This is a genomic window from Polyangium sp. 15x6, assembly GCF_029960785.1.
Lineage (GTDB): Bacteria > Myxococcota_A > Polyangia > Polyangiales > Polyangiaceae > Polyangium.
In genome coordinates, this window is record NZ_JASBQE010000022.1 from 1 (window position 1) to 15,786 (window position 15,786).

15 protein-coding genes are annotated in these 15,786 nt (G+C 68.5%); 6 read left to right on the forward strand and 9 right to left on the reverse strand.

Annotated features, from left to right (window positions below; translation table 11 throughout):
- Positions 1–190: 190 nt before the first annotated feature.
- The 3 genes from tkt (at position 191) to QHF83_RS18080 (ending at position 5,367) form a co-directional block, all read left to right on the forward strand.
- Positions 191–2,191, forward strand: coding sequence for a transketolase (gene tkt / locus QHF83_RS18070; protein WP_282419102.1), 2,001 nt, complete (start codon positions 191–193; stop codon positions 2,189–2,191).
- Positions 2,192–2,671: 480 nt separating this feature from the next.
- Positions 2,672–4,846, forward strand: coding sequence for a molybdopterin-dependent oxidoreductase (locus tag QHF83_RS18075; RefSeq protein ID WP_282419103.1), 2,175 nt, complete (start codon positions 2,672–2,674; stop codon positions 4,844–4,846).
- A gap of 212 nt (positions 4,847–5,058) precedes the next feature.
- A complete protein-coding gene (locus QHF83_RS18080; protein WP_282419104.1) occupies positions 5,059–5,367 on the forward strand; it encodes a DUF6193 family natural product biosynthesis protein in 309 nt (102 codons plus the stop codon).
- A gap of 68 nt (positions 5,368–5,435) precedes the next feature.
- Here the strand turns inward: QHF83_RS18080 and QHF83_RS18085 are convergent, their stop codons facing one another.
- The 3 genes from QHF83_RS18085 to QHF83_RS18095 form a co-directional block, all read right to left on the reverse strand.
- The gene (locus tag QHF83_RS18085) at positions 5,436–6,227 is read right to left on the reverse strand and encodes a methyltransferase domain-containing protein (protein ID WP_282419105.1); all 792 of its coding nucleotides are present in this window, start codon (positions 6,225–6,227) and stop codon (positions 5,436–5,438) included.
- The gene (locus QHF83_RS18090; protein ID WP_282419106.1) at positions 6,227–7,135 is read right to left on the reverse strand and encodes an NAD(P)/FAD-dependent oxidoreductase; all 909 of its coding nucleotides are present in this window, start codon (positions 7,133–7,135) and stop codon (positions 6,227–6,229) included. Before QHF83_RS18090 ends, QHF83_RS18085 begins: the two co-directional genes overlap by 1 nt.
- A gap of 236 nt (positions 7,136–7,371) precedes the next feature.
- On the reverse strand, positions 7,372–8,229 hold the full coding sequence (locus QHF83_RS18095; protein ID WP_282419107.1) for a hypothetical protein: 858 nt from the start codon (positions 8,227–8,229) through the stop codon (positions 7,372–7,374).
- Between the two features lie 150 nt (positions 8,230–8,379).
- Here QHF83_RS18095 and QHF83_RS18100 point away from each other — a divergent pair, with 150 nt between their 5' ends.
- Entirely contained in the window at positions 8,380–9,834 is a 1,455-nt protein-coding gene (locus tag QHF83_RS18100; protein ID WP_282419108.1) for a serine/threonine protein kinase, read from the forward strand.
- Positions 9,835–10,202: 368 nt separating this feature from the next.
- Complete coding sequence (locus QHF83_RS18105) at positions 10,203–10,391, forward strand: hypothetical protein (RefSeq protein WP_282419109.1); 189 nt, start codon at positions 10,203–10,205, stop codon at positions 10,389–10,391.
- 157 nt (positions 10,392–10,548) lie between these two features.
- On the opposite strand, the gene QHF83_RS18110 is transcribed toward QHF83_RS18105, so the two are convergent.
- Positions 10,549–11,340, reverse strand: a complete 792-nt coding sequence (locus QHF83_RS18110; protein ID WP_282419110.1) for a VOC family protein — start codon at positions 11,338–11,340, stop codon at positions 10,549–10,551.
- A 338-nt stretch (positions 11,341–11,678) separates the two neighbouring features.
- Here QHF83_RS18110 and QHF83_RS18115 point away from each other — a divergent pair, with 338 nt between their 5' ends.
- Positions 11,679–12,608 (forward strand): MBL fold metallo-hydrolase, encoded by a 930-nt coding sequence (locus QHF83_RS18115; RefSeq protein WP_282419111.1) that lies wholly within the window; start codon positions 11,679–11,681, stop codon positions 12,606–12,608.
- A 3-nt stretch (positions 12,609–12,611) separates the two neighbouring features.
- On the opposite strand, the gene QHF83_RS18120 is transcribed toward QHF83_RS18115, so the two are convergent.
- From QHF83_RS18120 to QHF83_RS18140, 5 genes are read right to left on the reverse strand one after another with little or no spacing between them, the layout of a single operon-like run.
- On the reverse strand, positions 12,612–13,055 hold the full coding sequence (locus QHF83_RS18120) for an AtaL-like protein (protein ID WP_282419112.1): 444 nt from the start codon (positions 13,053–13,055) through the stop codon (positions 12,612–12,614).
- A 55-nt stretch (positions 13,056–13,110) separates the two neighbouring features.
- Positions 13,111–13,728, reverse strand: coding sequence for a thiamine phosphate synthase (locus QHF83_RS18125; protein ID WP_282419113.1), 618 nt, complete (start codon positions 13,726–13,728; stop codon positions 13,111–13,113).
- 15 nt (positions 13,729–13,743) lie between these two features.
- On the reverse strand, positions 13,744–14,529 hold the full coding sequence (locus QHF83_RS18130) for a thiazole synthase (RefSeq protein ID WP_282419114.1): 786 nt from the start codon (positions 14,527–14,529) through the stop codon (positions 13,744–13,746).
- Positions 14,530–14,531: 2 nt separating this feature from the next.
- On the reverse strand, positions 14,532–14,729 hold the full coding sequence (gene thiS / locus QHF83_RS18135; RefSeq protein ID WP_281317428.1) for a sulfur carrier protein ThiS: 198 nt from the start codon (positions 14,727–14,729) through the stop codon (positions 14,532–14,534).
- Positions 14,707–15,738 carry an FAD-dependent oxidoreductase gene (locus tag QHF83_RS18140; RefSeq protein ID WP_282419115.1) on the reverse strand — a complete coding sequence of 344 codons (1,032 nt, stop codon included), beginning with the start codon at positions 15,736–15,738 and terminating at the stop codon, positions 14,707–14,709. Before QHF83_RS18140 ends, thiS begins: the two co-directional genes overlap by 23 nt.
- Positions 15,739–15,786 lie beyond the last annotated feature (48 nt).

Consider the following 15,786-nt stretch of genomic DNA (forward strand, 5'->3'; position numbering starts at 1 on the left):
GAACCGCGCATCGCGCGGTTCTTCCAACCCGAGTCCAGCGCTTGCGCTGGTCCGGGTCCAGGGGTGGACAACCCCTGGTCGGGGTCCGGGGTGAAACCCCGGCGCTACGCCCTGGTCGAGATAGCGCCCTGCTAGCTGGCTCGCTTTCCTTCGGGACCGATCTCGCCTAGAGACGCGGCCGGAGGATCCGATGCACATCGACGAGTCGACAGTAAAGAAGGCCGTCCACACGATCCAGATGCTCGCGGTCGACGCCGTCGAGAAGGCGAATTCGGGCCATCCGGGCGCGCCCATGGGGCTCGCCTCGATCGCGTTCGAGATCTTCACGCGGCACCTGCGGTACGACCCTCGGGACCCGAGCTGGCCTGATCGGGATCGCTTCGTCCTCTCGGCCGGCCACGCTTCGATGCTCCTCTACGGCCTGCTTCACCTTGCGGGGTATGACCTCTCCCTCGCCGAGCTCGAGCGCTTCCGCCAGCTCGGCTCGCGCACGCCCGGCCACCCCGAGGTGCACCTGACGCCCGGGGTCGAGGTCACCACCGGACCCCTTGGCCAGGGCATCTCCACCGCCGTCGGCATGGCTGCTGCGCTCAAGATGATGGAGGCCCGCTTCGGCGCGAAGACCGGCGTCGCCAGTGCGCGCGTCTTCGGCATCGCCTCCGACGGCGACCTCATGGAGGGCGTCTCTGCCGAGGCTTCGAGCCTCGCCGGGCACCTCGGCCTCTCGAACCTCGTCTTCTTCTACGACGACAACCACATCACCATCGACGGCAAGACCGACCTCGCCTTCAGCGAAGACGTGGGCAAGCGGTACGAGGCCTACGGCTGGTTCGTCCAGAAGATCGACGGCCACGACCATGCGCAGATCCGCGCCGCCCTCGACGCCGCTGTCGCCGAGCCTTCGCGCCCCTCGCTCATCGTCGCGCGCACGGTCATCGCGTATGGCTCGCCCGGCAAGGCGGGCAGCTCCAAGGCCCACGGCGAGCCCCTCGGCGCCAAGGAAGTCGAGGCCACGAAGAAGGCCATCGGCTGGCCCATTGAGCCCACCTTCCTCATCCCGGACGACGTCCGCGCGATCTTCAAGACGCGCGCCGAAGAAGGCCGCAAGGCGCACGACGCCTGGAAGACCGCTCTGCGCGCCCTCGAGCAGAGCGACCCCGCGGCCGCGTCCCTCTACCAGGGCCTCATCCGCCGCGAGATCCCGGAAAACCTCTTCGACGAGCTCGTCAAGGCCGCGCCTCGCAAGGACGCCGCCACGCGCCAGAGCGCCGGCATCGTCGAGCAACGCGCCGCCGCCCTCGTGCCCTCGCTCGTCGGCGGCTCGGCCGATCTGAACCCCTCCACGAAGACCTACATCGAGGGCTCGCCCGCCATCCAGAAGGGCGACTTCTCCGGCCGCAACATCCACTTCGGCGTCCGCGAGCACGCGATGGGCGCCTTCGTCAACGGCCTCGCCCTCGCGGGCGGCTTCATCCCGTTCGGCTCCACCTTCCTGGTCTTCGCCGACTACATGCGCCCGGCGATCCGCATGGCGGCCCTCTCCGAGCTGCACAGCGTCTTCGTCTTCACGCACGACAGCATCTTCCTCGGCGAGGACGGCCCCACGCACCAGCCGATCGAGACCCTCTGGTCGCTCCGCCTCATCCCGAACGTCGACGTCGTCCGCCCCGCCGACAGCCTCGAATGCGCAGCCGCCTGGGCGCACGCGCTCCTTCGCCGCTCGGGCCCCACGGCCCTCGCGCTCACGCGCCAGAAGGTCCCCGAGCTCCCGCGGCCCGAGGGTTTTGATCCGAAGGTCATGTTGAGAGGCGGCTACGTGCTCGCCGACTCCGCCACGAACCCGCCGGCCGTCGTGGTCATCGCCACGGGCTCGGAGGTCTCGCTCGCGATGGAGGCGAAGAAGATCCTCGACGCCGAGGGCGACCGCGTGCGTGTCGTCTCGATGCCCTGCCTCGAGCAGTTCCAGCGGCAGGATCAGGCATACCGCGAGGAGGTCCTGCCTCCGGGCACGCCGCGCGTGGTCATCGAGGCGGGCTCGACGCTGCCGTGGCGCGCGCTCGCGGGCGACCGTGGCCTCGTCATCGGCCGCGATAACTTCGGCGCGTCCGCGCCGGACAAGGACCTCGCCAAGGCGTTCGGCTTCACGGCGGACGTCGTCGCCGGGAAGATCCGGGCGATGCGGCGTTCCTGACGGTCCCCGCGCGCCGACACCTCTTCGCACCCGCGCCAAAGCCTCTCCGGACGTCCGGACCTGCGCTAGCACCCGCGCCAAGCGTCCCTCCGGACGCCCGGACCTGCGCTAGCACCTGCGCCAAGCGTCCCTCCGGACGCCCGGACCTGCGCTAGCACCTGCGCCAAGCGTCCCTCCGGACGCCCGGACCCTGGCCCGCACCTGCGCCAAGCGTCCCTCCGGACGCCCGGACCCTGGCCTGCACCTGCGTCAAGCATCCCTCCGGGCGTCCGGACCCTGGCCTGCACCTGCGTCAAGCATCCCTCCGGGCGTCCGGACCTGCGCTAGCACCTGCGCCAAGCGTCCCTCCGGACGTCCGGACCCAGGCTTGCACCTGCGCCAAGCGTCTCCCCGGACGTGCCCACCACCCTTTGCCGCTTCTCCGCCCTTTTTTGGTAGGATGCCTCCCCATCCGGACGGACCCGGACCAAGGAGCGCACCATGGCGGCCACGGTTCATTTCCGCACGTGCAACGTCTGCGAGGCCATGTGCGGCATGCGTGTCGCCGTGGAGGACAACCGCGTCGTCGACATCCGCGGCGACCGGGACGACGTCTTCTCGCGGGGCCACATCTGCCCCAAGGGCCCGGCCATGCGGGAGCTCCAGGAGGATCCCGACCGCCTCCGCTTCCCCATGCGCCGCACCGCCTCGGGCTTCGTCCGCGTGAGCTGGGACGAGGCCCTCAGTGAGGCCGCCGAGCGCCTCGCCGCCCTCCAGCGCGAGCACGGCCCCGATTCCGTCGCCATGTACCTCGGCAATCCCTCGGCGCACGGGCACGGCGCGCTCCTCGGCGCGGTCCTCCTCGGAATGGCGCTCGGCACGAAGAACCGCTTCGATTCGAACTCCCAGGACGCGAATCCCCGCATTTACGCCGCCCTCCAGATGTTCGGCGCGGCCACGAGCCTGACCATCCCCGACATCGACCACACCGATTATTTCCTCGTCTTCGGCGCGAACCCCGCGGCGTCCGGCGGCAGCATCATGACCCTCGGCGACGTCCGCGGCAGGCTCTCCGGCGTCCGCGAGCGCGGCGGCAAGTTCATCCTCTTCGACCCGCGCAAGACCGAGACCGCCGGCTTCGCCGACGAGCACCATTTCATTCGCCCCGGCTCCGATGCGGCCCTCCTCCTCGGCATGCTCCACGTCGTGTTCGAGGAAAACCTCTACGACGCCGGCGCCCTCTCCGACATCGCCGACGGCGTCCCCGAGCTCCGTGCCATTGCCGCGCGCTTCTCGCCGGAGCGCGTCTCCGAGCCGACGGGCGTCCCGGCGCTCGTCATCCGCCGCATCGCCCGCGAATTCGCCCGGGCGCGGCGCGCCGTCGCGTATGGCCGTATGGGCCTCTCCACGAGCGCGTTCGGCCCGCTGTCGAGTTACCTCGTCGACGCGCTGAACATCGTCACGGGCCATTTCGATCGCCCCGGCTGCGCGATGTTCCCGACGCCCGCGGCCGACGTCGTGCGGGTCGCGCGGATGATGGGCCTCGGCGGCCACGGCCGCTTCCGCTCCCGGGTCCGAGGCTTGCCCGAGGTCGGCGGAAACCTTCCCGCCACCACCATGGCCGAGGAAATGGAGACGCCTGGGCCCGGGCAGATTCGCGGCTTCGTCGTCATCGCGGGCAATCCCGTGCTCTCGGTCCCGAATGGCGAGCGCATCGGACGAGCCTTCGCGAACCTCGATTTCATGGTCGCGGTGGACATCTACCTGAACGAGACGACCCGCCACGCGCACCTCGTCCTGCCGCCGCGTTACGCGCTCGAGCGCAGCCATTACGATCTGCTCTTCCACACGCTCGCGGTCCGGAACACGGCAAAATGGTCCGCGCCCGTGATCGAGGCCCCGCCGGACACGAAAGACGACGCGGAGATCCTCGTGGATCTGGTGGGGCGTATCCTTGGAAAACGCCTCACGCCGTCGCCGCTCGGCGCCGCGGCCGAGCGAATGGTCGCGCTGCTGAACAAGCTCGGCGCCGACGGCCTGCTCGACGTCCTGCTCCGCATGGGGCCGTATGGGGATCGATTCCTCCCGTTCGGGAAGGGGCTCAACCTCGAAAAACTCAAAAAAGCCGAGCATGGCCTGGATCTCGGCCCGCTCCGGCCGATGTTCCGGGAGCGCGTGCGGACGAAGACCGGGAAGGTGCGTCTCGCGCCGCCCGAGATCCTGGCGGATGTCCCGCGTCTCGAACGATTCCTCGACGAGGTGGCCGCCGCGGGCCTCGTGCTCATCGGGCGCCGGCACATGCGGAACAACAACTCCTGGATGCACAACGTCCCGTCGCTCGTGAAGGGTCCGGATCGCTCGATGCTGCTCGTGCACCCGACGGATGCGGAGCGGCTCGGGCTTTCTTCGGGGGCGCGCGTGCGCGTGCGGAGCCGCGTGGGCGAGGTCGTCGTGGGAATGGCCGTGACGGAGGACGTGATGCCGGGCGTCGTGAGCCTGCCGCACGGGCACGGACATGCTGCGGCGGCCGATACCCTGCGCGTTGCGGCGGGCGTGCCGGGCGCGAACGCGAATGCGATCACCGACGATCTCGACGTCGAGCCGCTCACGGGGACGGCCATTCTGAATGGGGTGCCGGTGACGTTGGAGGTGGCGGAGACGGCGCCTCCATCCTGATCCCTTGCATCGACCGCATCGCGGCCTTTGCATCAGAGGTCCAGGGCTGCGCCCTGCAAAGGGGGGCGGATAGCTACCAAAAATTTCCCCGCGACGACTGCGCGAAGCGCAGTCGTCGCCCACCGGTCCAGGGCTTCGTTCCACCTCGCCCACCCCCGTCGTGACACCGACGGGGTGCACCAATAGGAGGTTGGACGAATTGGGACAATGACATGGGAACCAACGACGACGTGATCGCAGGGCAATGGAAATTCCTTTTGGAGCGGGCACACGGTCGCGTTCGCGTGGTCGCTGAACGCGCTGCCAAGGAACCGGAACTGCGCCGGTTCTACCCGTTTCAGAGCCTGAACTTCCTGCGGTTCAGCCGAAAGGTGTCCTATCCGTTCGACATGTTGCCATATATTGCTGCGGAGGGACTCGATGACGGTCGCTATGAAGCGAGAAGTGCTGACAATCGAGTACTCTGTGAGGGGACGCTAGACGACGTGATCGCAGCTGTGCTTCGAGCACTACGCGAGTGAAGGCCAGGGGCTATTCACCGTCTGGACGACCATCCGCCCCTGGTCGGGTCCGGGGTGAAACCCCGGCGCTACGCCACCGAGCGCAACGGCTTCCGTGCCCACGCGCTGAAGACCATGTCGCCGATGAATGCGCTGTTCACGCGGTCGAGTTCCTCGGCGAGGCGTGTATCCAGCGTTTCGATGTCGATTTCTGCTTCCGACGCGACTCCGCGCTCGACGATGCGGGGAATCATGGCTCGCACGATCCAGGCGGTGAGGTGACGATGGTGCTTGGTTTGGATGATTGCTTCGGCGCGTAGCCCCTCGACTTCGAGCCCGGCGGCTTCGAGCACGACGGGTAGCTCGAATCCCATGGCGGTCGTCGCTCCCTCTCGCTCGACGGTTTGCCAGATCCAACGCGTGACCCGCTCGTGAAGTGGGTGTGGTTTCGTCGATGCGGGCACCATGGTCGCGTCGACTTCTTGGAATGCGACGAGGCCTCCGGGCTGGAGTGCGTCGACGAGGGGACGAAGGGCGGCGACGCGATCGGGCTGGTACATCAGGACGCGCCGCCCGATGACTGCGTCGTAGGGCGCGTCGACGATGGGGGGTGCGTGGAGGTCTCCCGGGATGAATTTCACGTTCTTGATCCCGAGGCCATGCGCGCGCTCGGTGGCGGCCGATGTTGCTCGTTCGTCGCGGTCGAGGCCGATGACGAGGCCGCTTTCGCCCACCAGGCGTGCCGCCATGAGGGATACGTCGCCTCGTCCGCAGCCGACGTCGAGGACACGCATGCCCGTGGAGATGCCTGCGTCGCGAAGGAGCCGCTCGGCCGTCTGCGCTACGCGGTCTTGGACCGCTTTGCTTGCTTCGATTTCCATCACAAACCACCGCTGGCTGCGAGCTCCGCGGTGAGCTCGTGGTTGAGCATGGCCCCTGCTTGTACGCCGGCCGCTGCGGCGATGATCGCGCCCTGCATTCGCGTCGCCAGGTCCCCCGCTGCGTAGACCCCGGGAATGGATGTCTCGCGCGTCATCGGGTCGACACGGACGTACCCGCCGTCGTCGAGCGACAGGCCGAGTGTGTCGACCAATGCGACTTGGCGCTGCGGCGGATGGGCGAACAGAACCTCGCATGGAATGCTGGCTCCGTCCGAGAGGGCGACGCCTTCGAGTCGGTCCGCTCGCGCGACGAGACGCACGACCGGCCGCGTCTCGAGCTGAATCCCTGCTGCGCGGAACCGGTCTCGCATGTCTTCCGGGACGTCGAAAGCGCCGCTCGTGAAGACGACGACGTCTCGCGTCCAGCTTCGGAGCAGGAGAGCGAAATGGAGACCTTCCACCCCGCGTGCCAGGTAGCCCCATCGCTGCTCTCGCACTTCCCAGCCGTGGCAGTAGGGGCACTGGAAGATCGATCGCCCCCAAAGCTCGCGAAATCCGTCGAGAGGGAGCATCTCGTCGATCATCCCGGTGCAGAGCAGGATTCGGCGCGCCTCGACGGCGCCGGTCGAAAGCGCGACCTGAAAGGCGCCGCGCGCTCCCGTGATGGCCTGAACCCCTGCGTCTCGGACCTCCACGCTCGGGTACGGCGTGAGCTGCCGGCGCCCCACGTTGCGAAACTCGTTCGGGGGCGTGCCGTCGCGCGTGACGAAGTTGTGGATGTGCTCCGCAGCCGTGTTTCGCCGCGGTCCCGAATCGCAGAGGAGGACGCGCTTGCGCGCCCGACCGAGAGCAAGGGCAGCGGAGAGGCCTGCGGGGCCGCCTCCCACAATCACGACGTCGTAGGGCATATCGGGTCTCCTCGAGGATCTCGCCCTCGACCCCGAGGCTCCGCGTACCGACGCGCAGCCTGGGAGGGCGATGGCGCCGAGCACGGTGCTTGCCTTCAGCCACGCGCGTCGTGTGAAACGCGGGCCGTCGGATTCGTTCGCCATGGGCTGACCGTAGCTCCGGTCGAGAGCCGCTGGCAGGGCGTGTTTTTCGATCCGATCGGCGGGATTTTTGGTTCAGGGGACGGGGGGCGCGCTCAGGGCGTGTTGCTCCCCTTGCATTGCTCGCCTTCGAAGAGGGGATCGATCGGGCCGCAGGCCATCAACTCGCATTTCAGCGACTGGCATTCGAGTGGGCTCTGGCAGGTGGAGCCCTCGACCTTTGCCTCGGTGCAGACCTTCGTGTCTGCGTCGCAATAGGCGTTGAGGCCGCACGAGAGCTGGATGGGGCTCGGCGTGCAGGCCTCGCCGAGCTTCCTCGCCGGCTTGCACAGACCTTCTTGCGCCAGGAAATCGTAATCGCAGTAGAGGCCCTGATCGCAGAGCTCCTTCGCGTCCGCCTCGACCACGCAGACCGCGTCGAGTGGCAGGAAGCGCGTCGCCGAGCATTTGTTCGTATCGTCGTTGCACTCGACGATCTCTCGTTTCTCGACCGAGGATGCGCATTGCGCGTCGCGGTCACAGGTCGAGCCCTCCGTCAGCTTGCCTGCGAAGACCTTCGTGCATGGCTCGAGGTCCTCGGGCGCGTCGTAGTAGTCGGGGATCGTCAGGAAACACTTGTCCGCGTAGGGCTTCATCGCCACGAGACAGGCGTCGACGCTGTTCCCGTCGAAGGTCATGAGGCCTGCTTGGACGTCGGCCACGTTCTTCTCGCAAACTTCGGTCTCGTACGTGATGCACGCGGCTTCGTCGTAGCCTTCGCCTTTTTCGCAACACGTCTTGCGCACCCCGCAGAGCTGGGGCGCGATTTGCGCGCAGACGTTCTCGAGCGTGTACTTCGGCGGAGGCGTCGTGCCGTCGGAGTCGTCGCCGCAGGCGGCGAGGCCGAGGACGAACGTCGCGGCGAGGGTGGGGAGCGTCAAGAGAAGTCGGGAGAGCGGCTTTGGGAAGAGCATGGAAGCGAGGATCGCATGGGCCCTCGGCGTGGCACAAGCCTCGAGAGGGCCGACGAGGCGCGCGAAGGCGCTTGGCTCGGAGGCCCTTCGCATGGAAGAATGCACGCCGATGATCGCGACCGTTTGCCTCTATCGCTCGTCCGAGGCCCGATGAGCACGCCGAGCCCCGGTGATGTCCTCTCGGGAAAATTCCGGATCGAGCGGGTGCTCGGGGAAGGCGGCATGGGCGTCGTGCTCGCCGCGCACCACCTGCACCTCGGCCGCACCGTGGCCATCAAGCTCTTGCAGCCCGAGGCCCTGAAGCACCAGGAGATCGTCGCGCGCTTCGCCAACGAGGCGCGGAGCGCGAGCCGCATTCAGAGCGAGCACGTGGCGCGCGTGCTCGACGTCGGCACGCTCGACACGGGCGAGCCGTACATGGTCATGGAGTACCTCGAGGGGTCGGACCTCTCGAAGCACGTAAAGCGAAACGGCCCGCTCGCGATCGAGGACGCGGTCGAGTATCTGCTGCAGGCGTGCGAGGCGCTCGCCGAGGCGCACGTCGCGGGGATCGTGCATCGCGACCTGAAGCCGGCGAACCTGTATTTGACGCGGCGGGCGGACGGCTCGGCGTGCGTGAAGGTGCTCGATTTCGGCATCTCCAAGGCGGCGCTCGTGGGCGCGTCGCCCGATGCACAGCACATGACGCAGACCCAGAGCGTGCTCGGCACGCCGGGGTACATGGCGCCGGAGCAGCTCCGCTCGTCGAAGCACGTCGATCCGCGCACCGACATCTGGGCGCTCGGGGTCATCCTGCAGGAGCTCCTGACGGGCAAGCTCGCATTCCAGGGCTCGACCGTGCCGGAGGTCTACGCCGCCATTCTCGGAGAGCCCCCGGCGCCTTTGCGGACGCTGCGCCCGGACGCGCCGCCCGCGCTCGAAGCGGTGATCCTGCGTTGCCTCGAAAAGGACGCCGCGCGGAGGTTCGCGAGCGTCGGCGAGCTCGCGGCGGCGCTCGTCCCGTTCGCGCCGCAGCGGGCGCGTCTGTCCGCCGAGCGGATTGGCCGGATCACGGGCGTCGCGGTCCCGCCGACGGGGGCGACGCTGGCGCCTCGATCGGGCATCTCGGTGGCGCCGCCGGCCCCGGGGCCGTCCGTGCAGCAGGGCGGCGTGGCGCCGACGATCGCGGGGACGGGCTATGCGACGGGCCCGACGCTGGGGCCTGCGCATTCGGGCTACGGCGTGCAGGGGCCGACGCCGCCGGGATATGGCCCGCAGGGGGCGACGCCGCCGGGATATCACGCGCAGCCGCCGCAGCAGGGGTATGGTCCGCAGGGCCCGACGCCGCCGGGATACCACGCGCAGCCGCAGCAGGGGTATGGTCCGCAGGGCCCGACACCGCCGGGATACCATGCGCAGCCGCAGCAGCCTTACGGGACGGCGTATGGCGTGCAGCCGATGGCGCCGGCGGATCCGAACAAGGGCAAGATGCACCCTTCGACGATCGCGCTCATCGCCGTTCTGGGGCTGATCATGGTGACGTTCGGCGGATGCATGACATGTGTATGCATCGCCGGCGCGGACGCGGATGAGCAATCGAATCAGAAATCAGGGCAGGCGCGGTAAGCCGGACGATTCGTTTTGCCCGGAGCGCACCGCCCGGGCGGCCATGCCTGCTCATCCGCCTCGGATTTCGACCCCGTGGCCGCGCGTGTCGGCAATGGCGGAGGGGCGCCGGCACGTTCCTCCGCGCTTCGGCATGCGCCCCTGACTCCCCGCTTGCGGGATGGGCGGCATCCGGCGTCCGAGGCATGGCGGGCAGAAATCCAAGAAATCCAAGTCGCTCGCGGGAAAACGCGACTCGATCGCTTCCACCCGTAGGACTTACACGACATCTACATCCTTCTCCGGGTGGAGATCGGGGCATTCTCCCATTTACCCGTCGTCTTCGACGAGTATCTTTTCTCCGATCACTTCATGAAAGGAGGCTGGCCATGAGGCGAGGTTACATCATCGGGACGATATCGGTGGTGGCAATTGTCAGTGCCTTCGTGATGCCTCCCTCCCCGGTGCTGGGCAGCGGCACGGGTGTTTTCGAGGGGGTCAGAGGAAGACTCGACTTCAAGGACGACGTCGACGCCGTCCCGATAAGATTCCTCTACAGAGGTCACCTTCGGTTCTGATGGATGCAGCCCTCGACGGTCGCGCTGATCGCCGTTCTGGGTCTGATCGTGGTGACGTTCGGCGGGGACCTGACGTGCGTGTGCGCCGCCGGCACGGGCGGCGCACAATCGAATCAGAAATCGGGGCAAGCCCGATGGGGGCGGGGGCGGGACCGAATCAGGCGGCCATGGCGGCGGCGGAGAGCTTGATGATGGAGAAGGTCGCGCCGTAGGGGTCCGCGACCACGGCGATGCGGCCGTAGGGCGTATCGAACGGGCCGTGCATCACCTTGCCGCCGAGCTCCTCGATCTTCTTACACGCGTCCTCGGCGCTATCGACGGCGAAGTACGGCATCCAGTGCGGCGGGATCGAGGCATCCCACTGCTCGTTCATTTGCATGATGCCGGAGACGGCTTTGTCGCCCTTGTGGAGCGTGTAGTACGTCATGCCGGGCATCTCCATCGGCATCTTCCGGGCCTCGACGTCGAGGACCTTGCTGTAGAACGCCGCGGCCTTCTCGCTCTCGCGCGTGGCGACCTCGCACCAGGTCATGGCGCCGTGCTCGTCGATGATCTGCGCGCCCTTGTGGACGCGGCCCTGCCAGAAGCCGAAGACGGCGCCCGTCGGGTCGACGCAGACGAGCATCCGGCCCTGATCCATCACGTCCATCGGCTCCATCATCAGCTGGCCGCCGAACTCGCGGACCTTGGCGGCGGTGGCGTCGGCGTCCCTGGTGTCGAAATAGACGCTCCACGACGTGGGGTAGGGCGCGTCTTCGGGGCGCTTGCCCATGCCGGCGGCATTACGGCCGTTCTTCTGGCACATCGTGTAGTACATCGTCTCGGCGGTACCCTGGATGAAGGTCCAGCCGAAGAGGTCCCCGTAAAACTTCTGCGCCCCCGCGAGGTCCGGCGTCATGAGGTCGAACCACGTGGGTGTACCCGCGTCGTGCCCGTCGACGTTGCTCATCGTCTCTTTCCTCCCTACCTGCGTTTTCGTGTTCGAGGACGGAAGACCCACCCCCGCGCGCACCAAGCATGCCTTACACGAGCCTCTCGGGACGCGTCAACGAGAAACGCCGACGCGTGTTTGCCCGGGTTTGTCGGAGTCATTTCACTGGCACTGTGCCAGTTGGCCAGACCGCCGCGCCGGTCTTCCCTCGGCCCGTTCGATGAACTGCGCATCGCGCAGTTCATCGACCCCGGGTCCAGCGCTTGCGCTGGTCCGGGTCCAGGGGCGGACAGCCCCTGGTGGGGCCTGGGGCGAAGCCCCAGCGCAGCGGCCACCAGGTCTGCTAAGCTCGACGCATGAGCTCCTCGCGCCTCGTCACGATCGACTGCGATTACCTTGGCCCCGGCGTTGCCGCCGCTTATCTCCGTGTGGAGGGCGACGAAGCGGCATTCGTGGAGACGAACACCACGCATGCGGTCCCCCGGCTGCTCGAGGCGCTCGATCGTGAGGGGATTGCGCGGGAGGCTGTGCGGTGGGTCATCGTCACGCACGTCCACCTCGACCATGCTGGGGGCGCTTCGGCGTTGCTCGCTGCGCTGCCGAATGCGACCGTGCTCGCGCATCCGCGGGCGGCGCGACACCTCGTCGATCCGTCGAAGCTCGTCAAGAGCGCCGAGGCTGTTTATGGCGTTGCGCGGTTTGCCGAGCTCTACGGGACGATCTTGCCGATTGACGCGGCGCGCGTGCGGTCGCTCGACGATCGGGAGACGGCCCCGCTTGGCGGCGCGACGCTCACGTTCGTGCACACGCGCGGGCATGCGAACCACCATTTCGTCGTGCTCGATCCGGCCCGGGAGGCTGTGTTCACCGGCGACACGTTTGGCCTCGTCTATCCGCGGCTCCAGCGCGGCCGCCGCCTCGCGTTCCCTTCCACGAGCCCGACGGATTTCGACGCGGACGCGGCGCATGCGAGCATCGAGGTGGTCCGGACGTCGGGGGCGCGGCGCGCGGCGCTCACGCATTTCGGCGAGATCGAGGACCTCGACGTCGTGGCCACGCAGCTCCACCGGTGGATCGACCTGTCCGCTTCGCTCGTCGAGGCGGCCGTGCCGCTCGCGCCGGCCGAGGCCGAGGCCATGATTCGTGGGGCGCTCGAAAAGGAGATGGATCGCGCGGCCGAGGAGGCGGGCTTCTCGCTCGACGCCGAGGATCGCGCGCTTCTGGAGCTGGATATCGCGCTCAACGCGCAGGGGCTCGCGTACGTCGCGTCGAAGCGGCGCGGGTGAACGTCAGCGCCGCGGAATCGTCCCTTCCGTCACCATTCGCCGCACCGTCGCGAGCGTCGCTGCCACGGCCTTCCGATACACGGGCTCGAGCTCCCGCGCCTTCGCCTCGTCTTCCTCGGGCACGCCGAAGACGAAGCGGAGCACGAGCGCGCCGTCGGGCTGCTCGTCGATCACGTTGTCGACCCACCCCGGCGCCCCCGCGACGCGCTCGAAATGCACGCGCGTCTCGGGCTCGAACGTCACGCGCTCCCGGATGGGCTGGCCTCCGAATTCGATCTCGCGCAAGAGCCAGCCGTCGCCCTTCTCCAGGACCTCGCATCGCCTCATTCCCGGCACGAACGGCAGCGCGTCCTCCGCCTTCATTTCGAGCCCCCGCCATACCTCGGCCCGCGAAAGCGGCAGCTCGCCCGGCTCGTTCACCGTGACCTCGTAGCTGAGCTCCTTCATGATCGGCTCCTCTCGCCGCCAGCGTAGCGCGGAACCGCGCCGCGGGAAACGTCGGTCATTCCGGGGCGCGTGGCCACGTCGCCCGCGCGTCGAGCCAGGCCTTGCAGCGGGCCTCGGGATCGGGATTCGAGAGGACGTCCGAGATGACCGCGATCGAATCCGCGCCCGCCCGCGCCACACCCTCGGCGCGCTCCAGCGTGATTCCTCCGATCGCGACGAGCGGCCGCCGCGCGATGCGCTTCCATTCGCCGATGCGATCGAGCCCCTGCGCCGCCCAGGGCATCACCTTGAGCGTCGTCGGATACACCGGGCCGAGGGCCACGTAATCGGGATCGACCGCGAGCGCCGTGTCGAGCTCCTCGTGGCTGTGCGTCGAGACGCCGAGCTTGAGACCCGCCCGCCGGATCGCCGCGACGTCGGCCTCCGCGAGATCCTCCTGCCCGAGGTGCACCCATTCCGCGCCGAGGTCGATCGCGTCCTGCCAGAAATCGTTCACCACGAGCATCGCCCCGCGCGCCCGGCATGCTTCGATCGACGCCGCGATCTCCGCCCGCCGCGCCAAAGGCTCGAGCCCCTTCATGCGGAGCTGTACGAATCGCAAACCCAGCGGAAGCAGGCGATCGAGCCACCGGGCACTGTCCACGATCAGATAGAAACGATCCAGCACGAGCATCGTCCGCTCCTCGAATCAGCCTGCAAAAGGCGAGAACGGCGCGCCGAACGTCGGCGTCGACGCCGTGGCGAGGTCCGTGGGCTCCATGAGCCCCGCCTCGTGCGCCCTTCGCCCCGCGCGAATGGCCTCGGCGAACGCCTCCGCCATGGTCGGCGGATCGCCCGCGGTCGCGACGGCCGTGTTGATCAGAATGGCGTCGTATCCCATTTCCATCGCCGCCGCCGCGTGGCTCGGCGCGCCGATGCCCGCGTCCACGACCAGCGTGATCCCCGGGAAATGTTTCCGGAGCAGCCGGAGCGCGTAGGGATTGTTGAGCCCCCGGCCCGTCCCGATCGGCGCGCCCCACGGCATGAGCACGCGGCAGCCCGCCTCGACGAGCTTCTCGGCGAGCACGAGATCATCCGTCATGTAAGGAAAAACCTCGAACCCCTCCGCCACGAGCGCGCGTGTCGCTTCCACGAGCGCGAACGGATCGGGCTGGAGCGTCACGTCGTCGCCGATGACCTCGAGCTTGATCCACGGCGTCCCGAAGACCTCGCGCGCCATCCGCGCCGTGGTCACGGCCTCTCGCACGGAATGGCAGCCGGCCGTGTTCGGCAAGACCGTCACGGAGAGCGCCTTCACGAGCTCCCAGAAGGCCTGACCCGCCTTCGCGCCGGCTGCGGATTCACGCCGCAGGGACACGGTCACGATCTGCGCGCCCGAGCGCGCCACCGCCTGGCCGAGCGCCTCGGGCGAGGGATATCGCGCCGTCCCGAGGAGCAGCCTGCTTTCGAACGTGCGCCCATAAAAATCGACCATGCTCATCCTCCCTGCATGGGCCGGAGCACCTCGACGGCGTCGCCCTCGGCGAGCTTCGTCTCGGCCCGGAGGGTGCGCGGCACGAACTCGCCGTTGAGCGCGGTCGCGACCACCGAGACGTCGAACCCTCGGTCCTCGATCAGCGCGGCGAGATCCTCCGCCGTCGTATCGATCAGTTCACCATTCAGCCGGATCCGCATGCATGACCTCGTTCGGGGTGATCTTTCCGCGGAGAACGTCGAGGACCCGCGCGGCGAGCGCCGGCGCGAGGAGCCAGCCGTGGCGATACAATCCATTCACGGCGATCGTGCGCCCGGAGACCTCGATCCGCGGCGCGTTGTCGGGGAAGGCGGGCCTTTGCCCCGCATTGAGCTCCAGGATCTCCGCCTCGGCGAACGCGGGGTGGAGCGCATACGCCTGCGTGAGGAGCTCGCCGGCCGAGCGCAACGTGACGCGCGTCTCCTCGCTCGGATCGGGCGACTCCGATTCGATCGTCGTCGCGCCGATCATGAAGACGCCGCCCTCGCGCGGCACCACGTACAGCGGATGGCGGTGGTGGAGCAGGCGCACGGGCCGCGAGAGCGAAACGTCCCGGCTCCGGACGAGGGCCATTTCGCCTTTGACGCCGCGCAACGTGGGAAACCTGTCCCGGGCGCCGAGGCCCCGCGCGTCGACGATGTGATCGGCATGGACGGGCCCGAGATCCCCGGAAAAACCGAATTCGATCGGCACGCCGGCCTCGTGGAGCCACGTCTTCAGCGCTTGCAGCGTGCGCCGCGGGTCGAGGTGCCCTTCGTGCGGGAAAAAGAGCCCGCGCCGGTAGCGGCCGGCGAGGGCCGGCTCGAGCGCGCCGAGGGCCTCTTCGTCGAGGCTCCGGTGATTCCGGGTCAGCCGCTCGAATCGGGTGAGCACGCCCGGCTCGCGGGGGGGCGCGACGACCAGGGTCCCGTTCGTCTCGACGCCCGGGACGAGCGACGGCCAGAGCGCGAGCGACCGCCGGCCGAGGGCGACCACGAGCGGGTCGGCGATCTCGGCCTCGCAGTCGGGCGCGAGCATGCCGCCGGAGCGCCACGCGGCGCTCGCCGTGATATCGGCGGCGCGCTCGTGGACCGCGACCCGGAGCCCTGCGCGCACGAGCGTGACGGCGGCGACGAGCCCCATCACGCCGGCGCCGAGCACGGCGACGTCGAGCCGTCCGGAATCGACCATCGGGCTTCTCCTAGCCGCGACCGTCGCTTCGTGTCAACCATCGATGCG

What these genes read in the sequence shown, in the direction of transcription:
- QHF83_RS18075 (WP_282419103.1), top strand. Translation starts at nt 2,672, where the DNA reads ATGGCGGCCACGGTTCATTTCCGCACGTGCAACGTCTGCGAGGCCATG.
- thiS (WP_281317428.1), bottom strand. Translation starts at nt 14,729, where the DNA reads ATGCGGATCCGGCTGAATGGTGAACTGATCGATACGACGGCGGAGGAT.
- QHF83_RS18085 (WP_282419105.1), bottom strand. Translation starts at nt 6,227, where the DNA reads ATGGAAATCGAAGCAAGCAAAGCGGTCCAAGACCGCGTAGCGCAGACG.
- QHF83_RS18130 (WP_282419114.1), bottom strand. Translation starts at nt 14,529, where the DNA reads ATGGTCGATTTTTATGGGCGCACGTTCGAAAGCAGGCTGCTCCTCGGG.
- QHF83_RS18090 (WP_282419106.1), bottom strand. Translation starts at nt 7,135, where the DNA reads ATGCCCTACGACGTCGTGATTGTGGGAGGCGGCCCCGCAGGCCTCTCC.
- QHF83_RS18125 (WP_282419113.1), bottom strand. Translation starts at nt 13,728, where the DNA reads ATGCTCGTGCTGGATCGTTTCTATCTGATCGTGGACAGTGCCCGGTGG.
- tkt (WP_282419102.1), top strand. Translation starts at nt 191, where the DNA reads ATGCACATCGACGAGTCGACAGTAAAGAAGGCCGTCCACACGATCCAG.
- QHF83_RS18080 (WP_282419104.1), top strand. Translation starts at nt 5,059, where the DNA reads ATGGGAACCAACGACGACGTGATCGCAGGGCAATGGAAATTCCTTTTG.
- QHF83_RS18095 (WP_282419107.1), bottom strand. Translation starts at nt 8,229, where the DNA reads ATGCTCTTCCCAAAGCCGCTCTCCCGACTTCTCTTGACGCTCCCCACC.
- QHF83_RS18140 (WP_282419115.1), bottom strand. Translation starts at nt 15,738, where the DNA reads ATGGTCGATTCCGGACGGCTCGACGTCGCCGTGCTCGGCGCCGGCGTG.
- QHF83_RS18105 (WP_282419109.1), top strand. Translation starts at nt 10,203, where the DNA reads ATGAGGCGAGGTTACATCATCGGGACGATATCGGTGGTGGCAATTGTC.
- QHF83_RS18100 (WP_282419108.1), top strand. Translation starts at nt 8,380, where the DNA reads ATGAGCACGCCGAGCCCCGGTGATGTCCTCTCGGGAAAATTCCGGATC.
- QHF83_RS18110 (WP_282419110.1), bottom strand. Translation starts at nt 11,340, where the DNA reads ATGAGCAACGTCGACGGGCACGACGCGGGTACACCCACGTGGTTCGAC.
- QHF83_RS18115 (WP_282419111.1), top strand. Translation starts at nt 11,679, where the DNA reads ATGAGCTCCTCGCGCCTCGTCACGATCGACTGCGATTACCTTGGCCCC.
- QHF83_RS18120 (WP_282419112.1), bottom strand. Translation starts at nt 13,055, where the DNA reads ATGAAGGAGCTCAGCTACGAGGTCACGGTGAACGAGCCGGGCGAGCTG.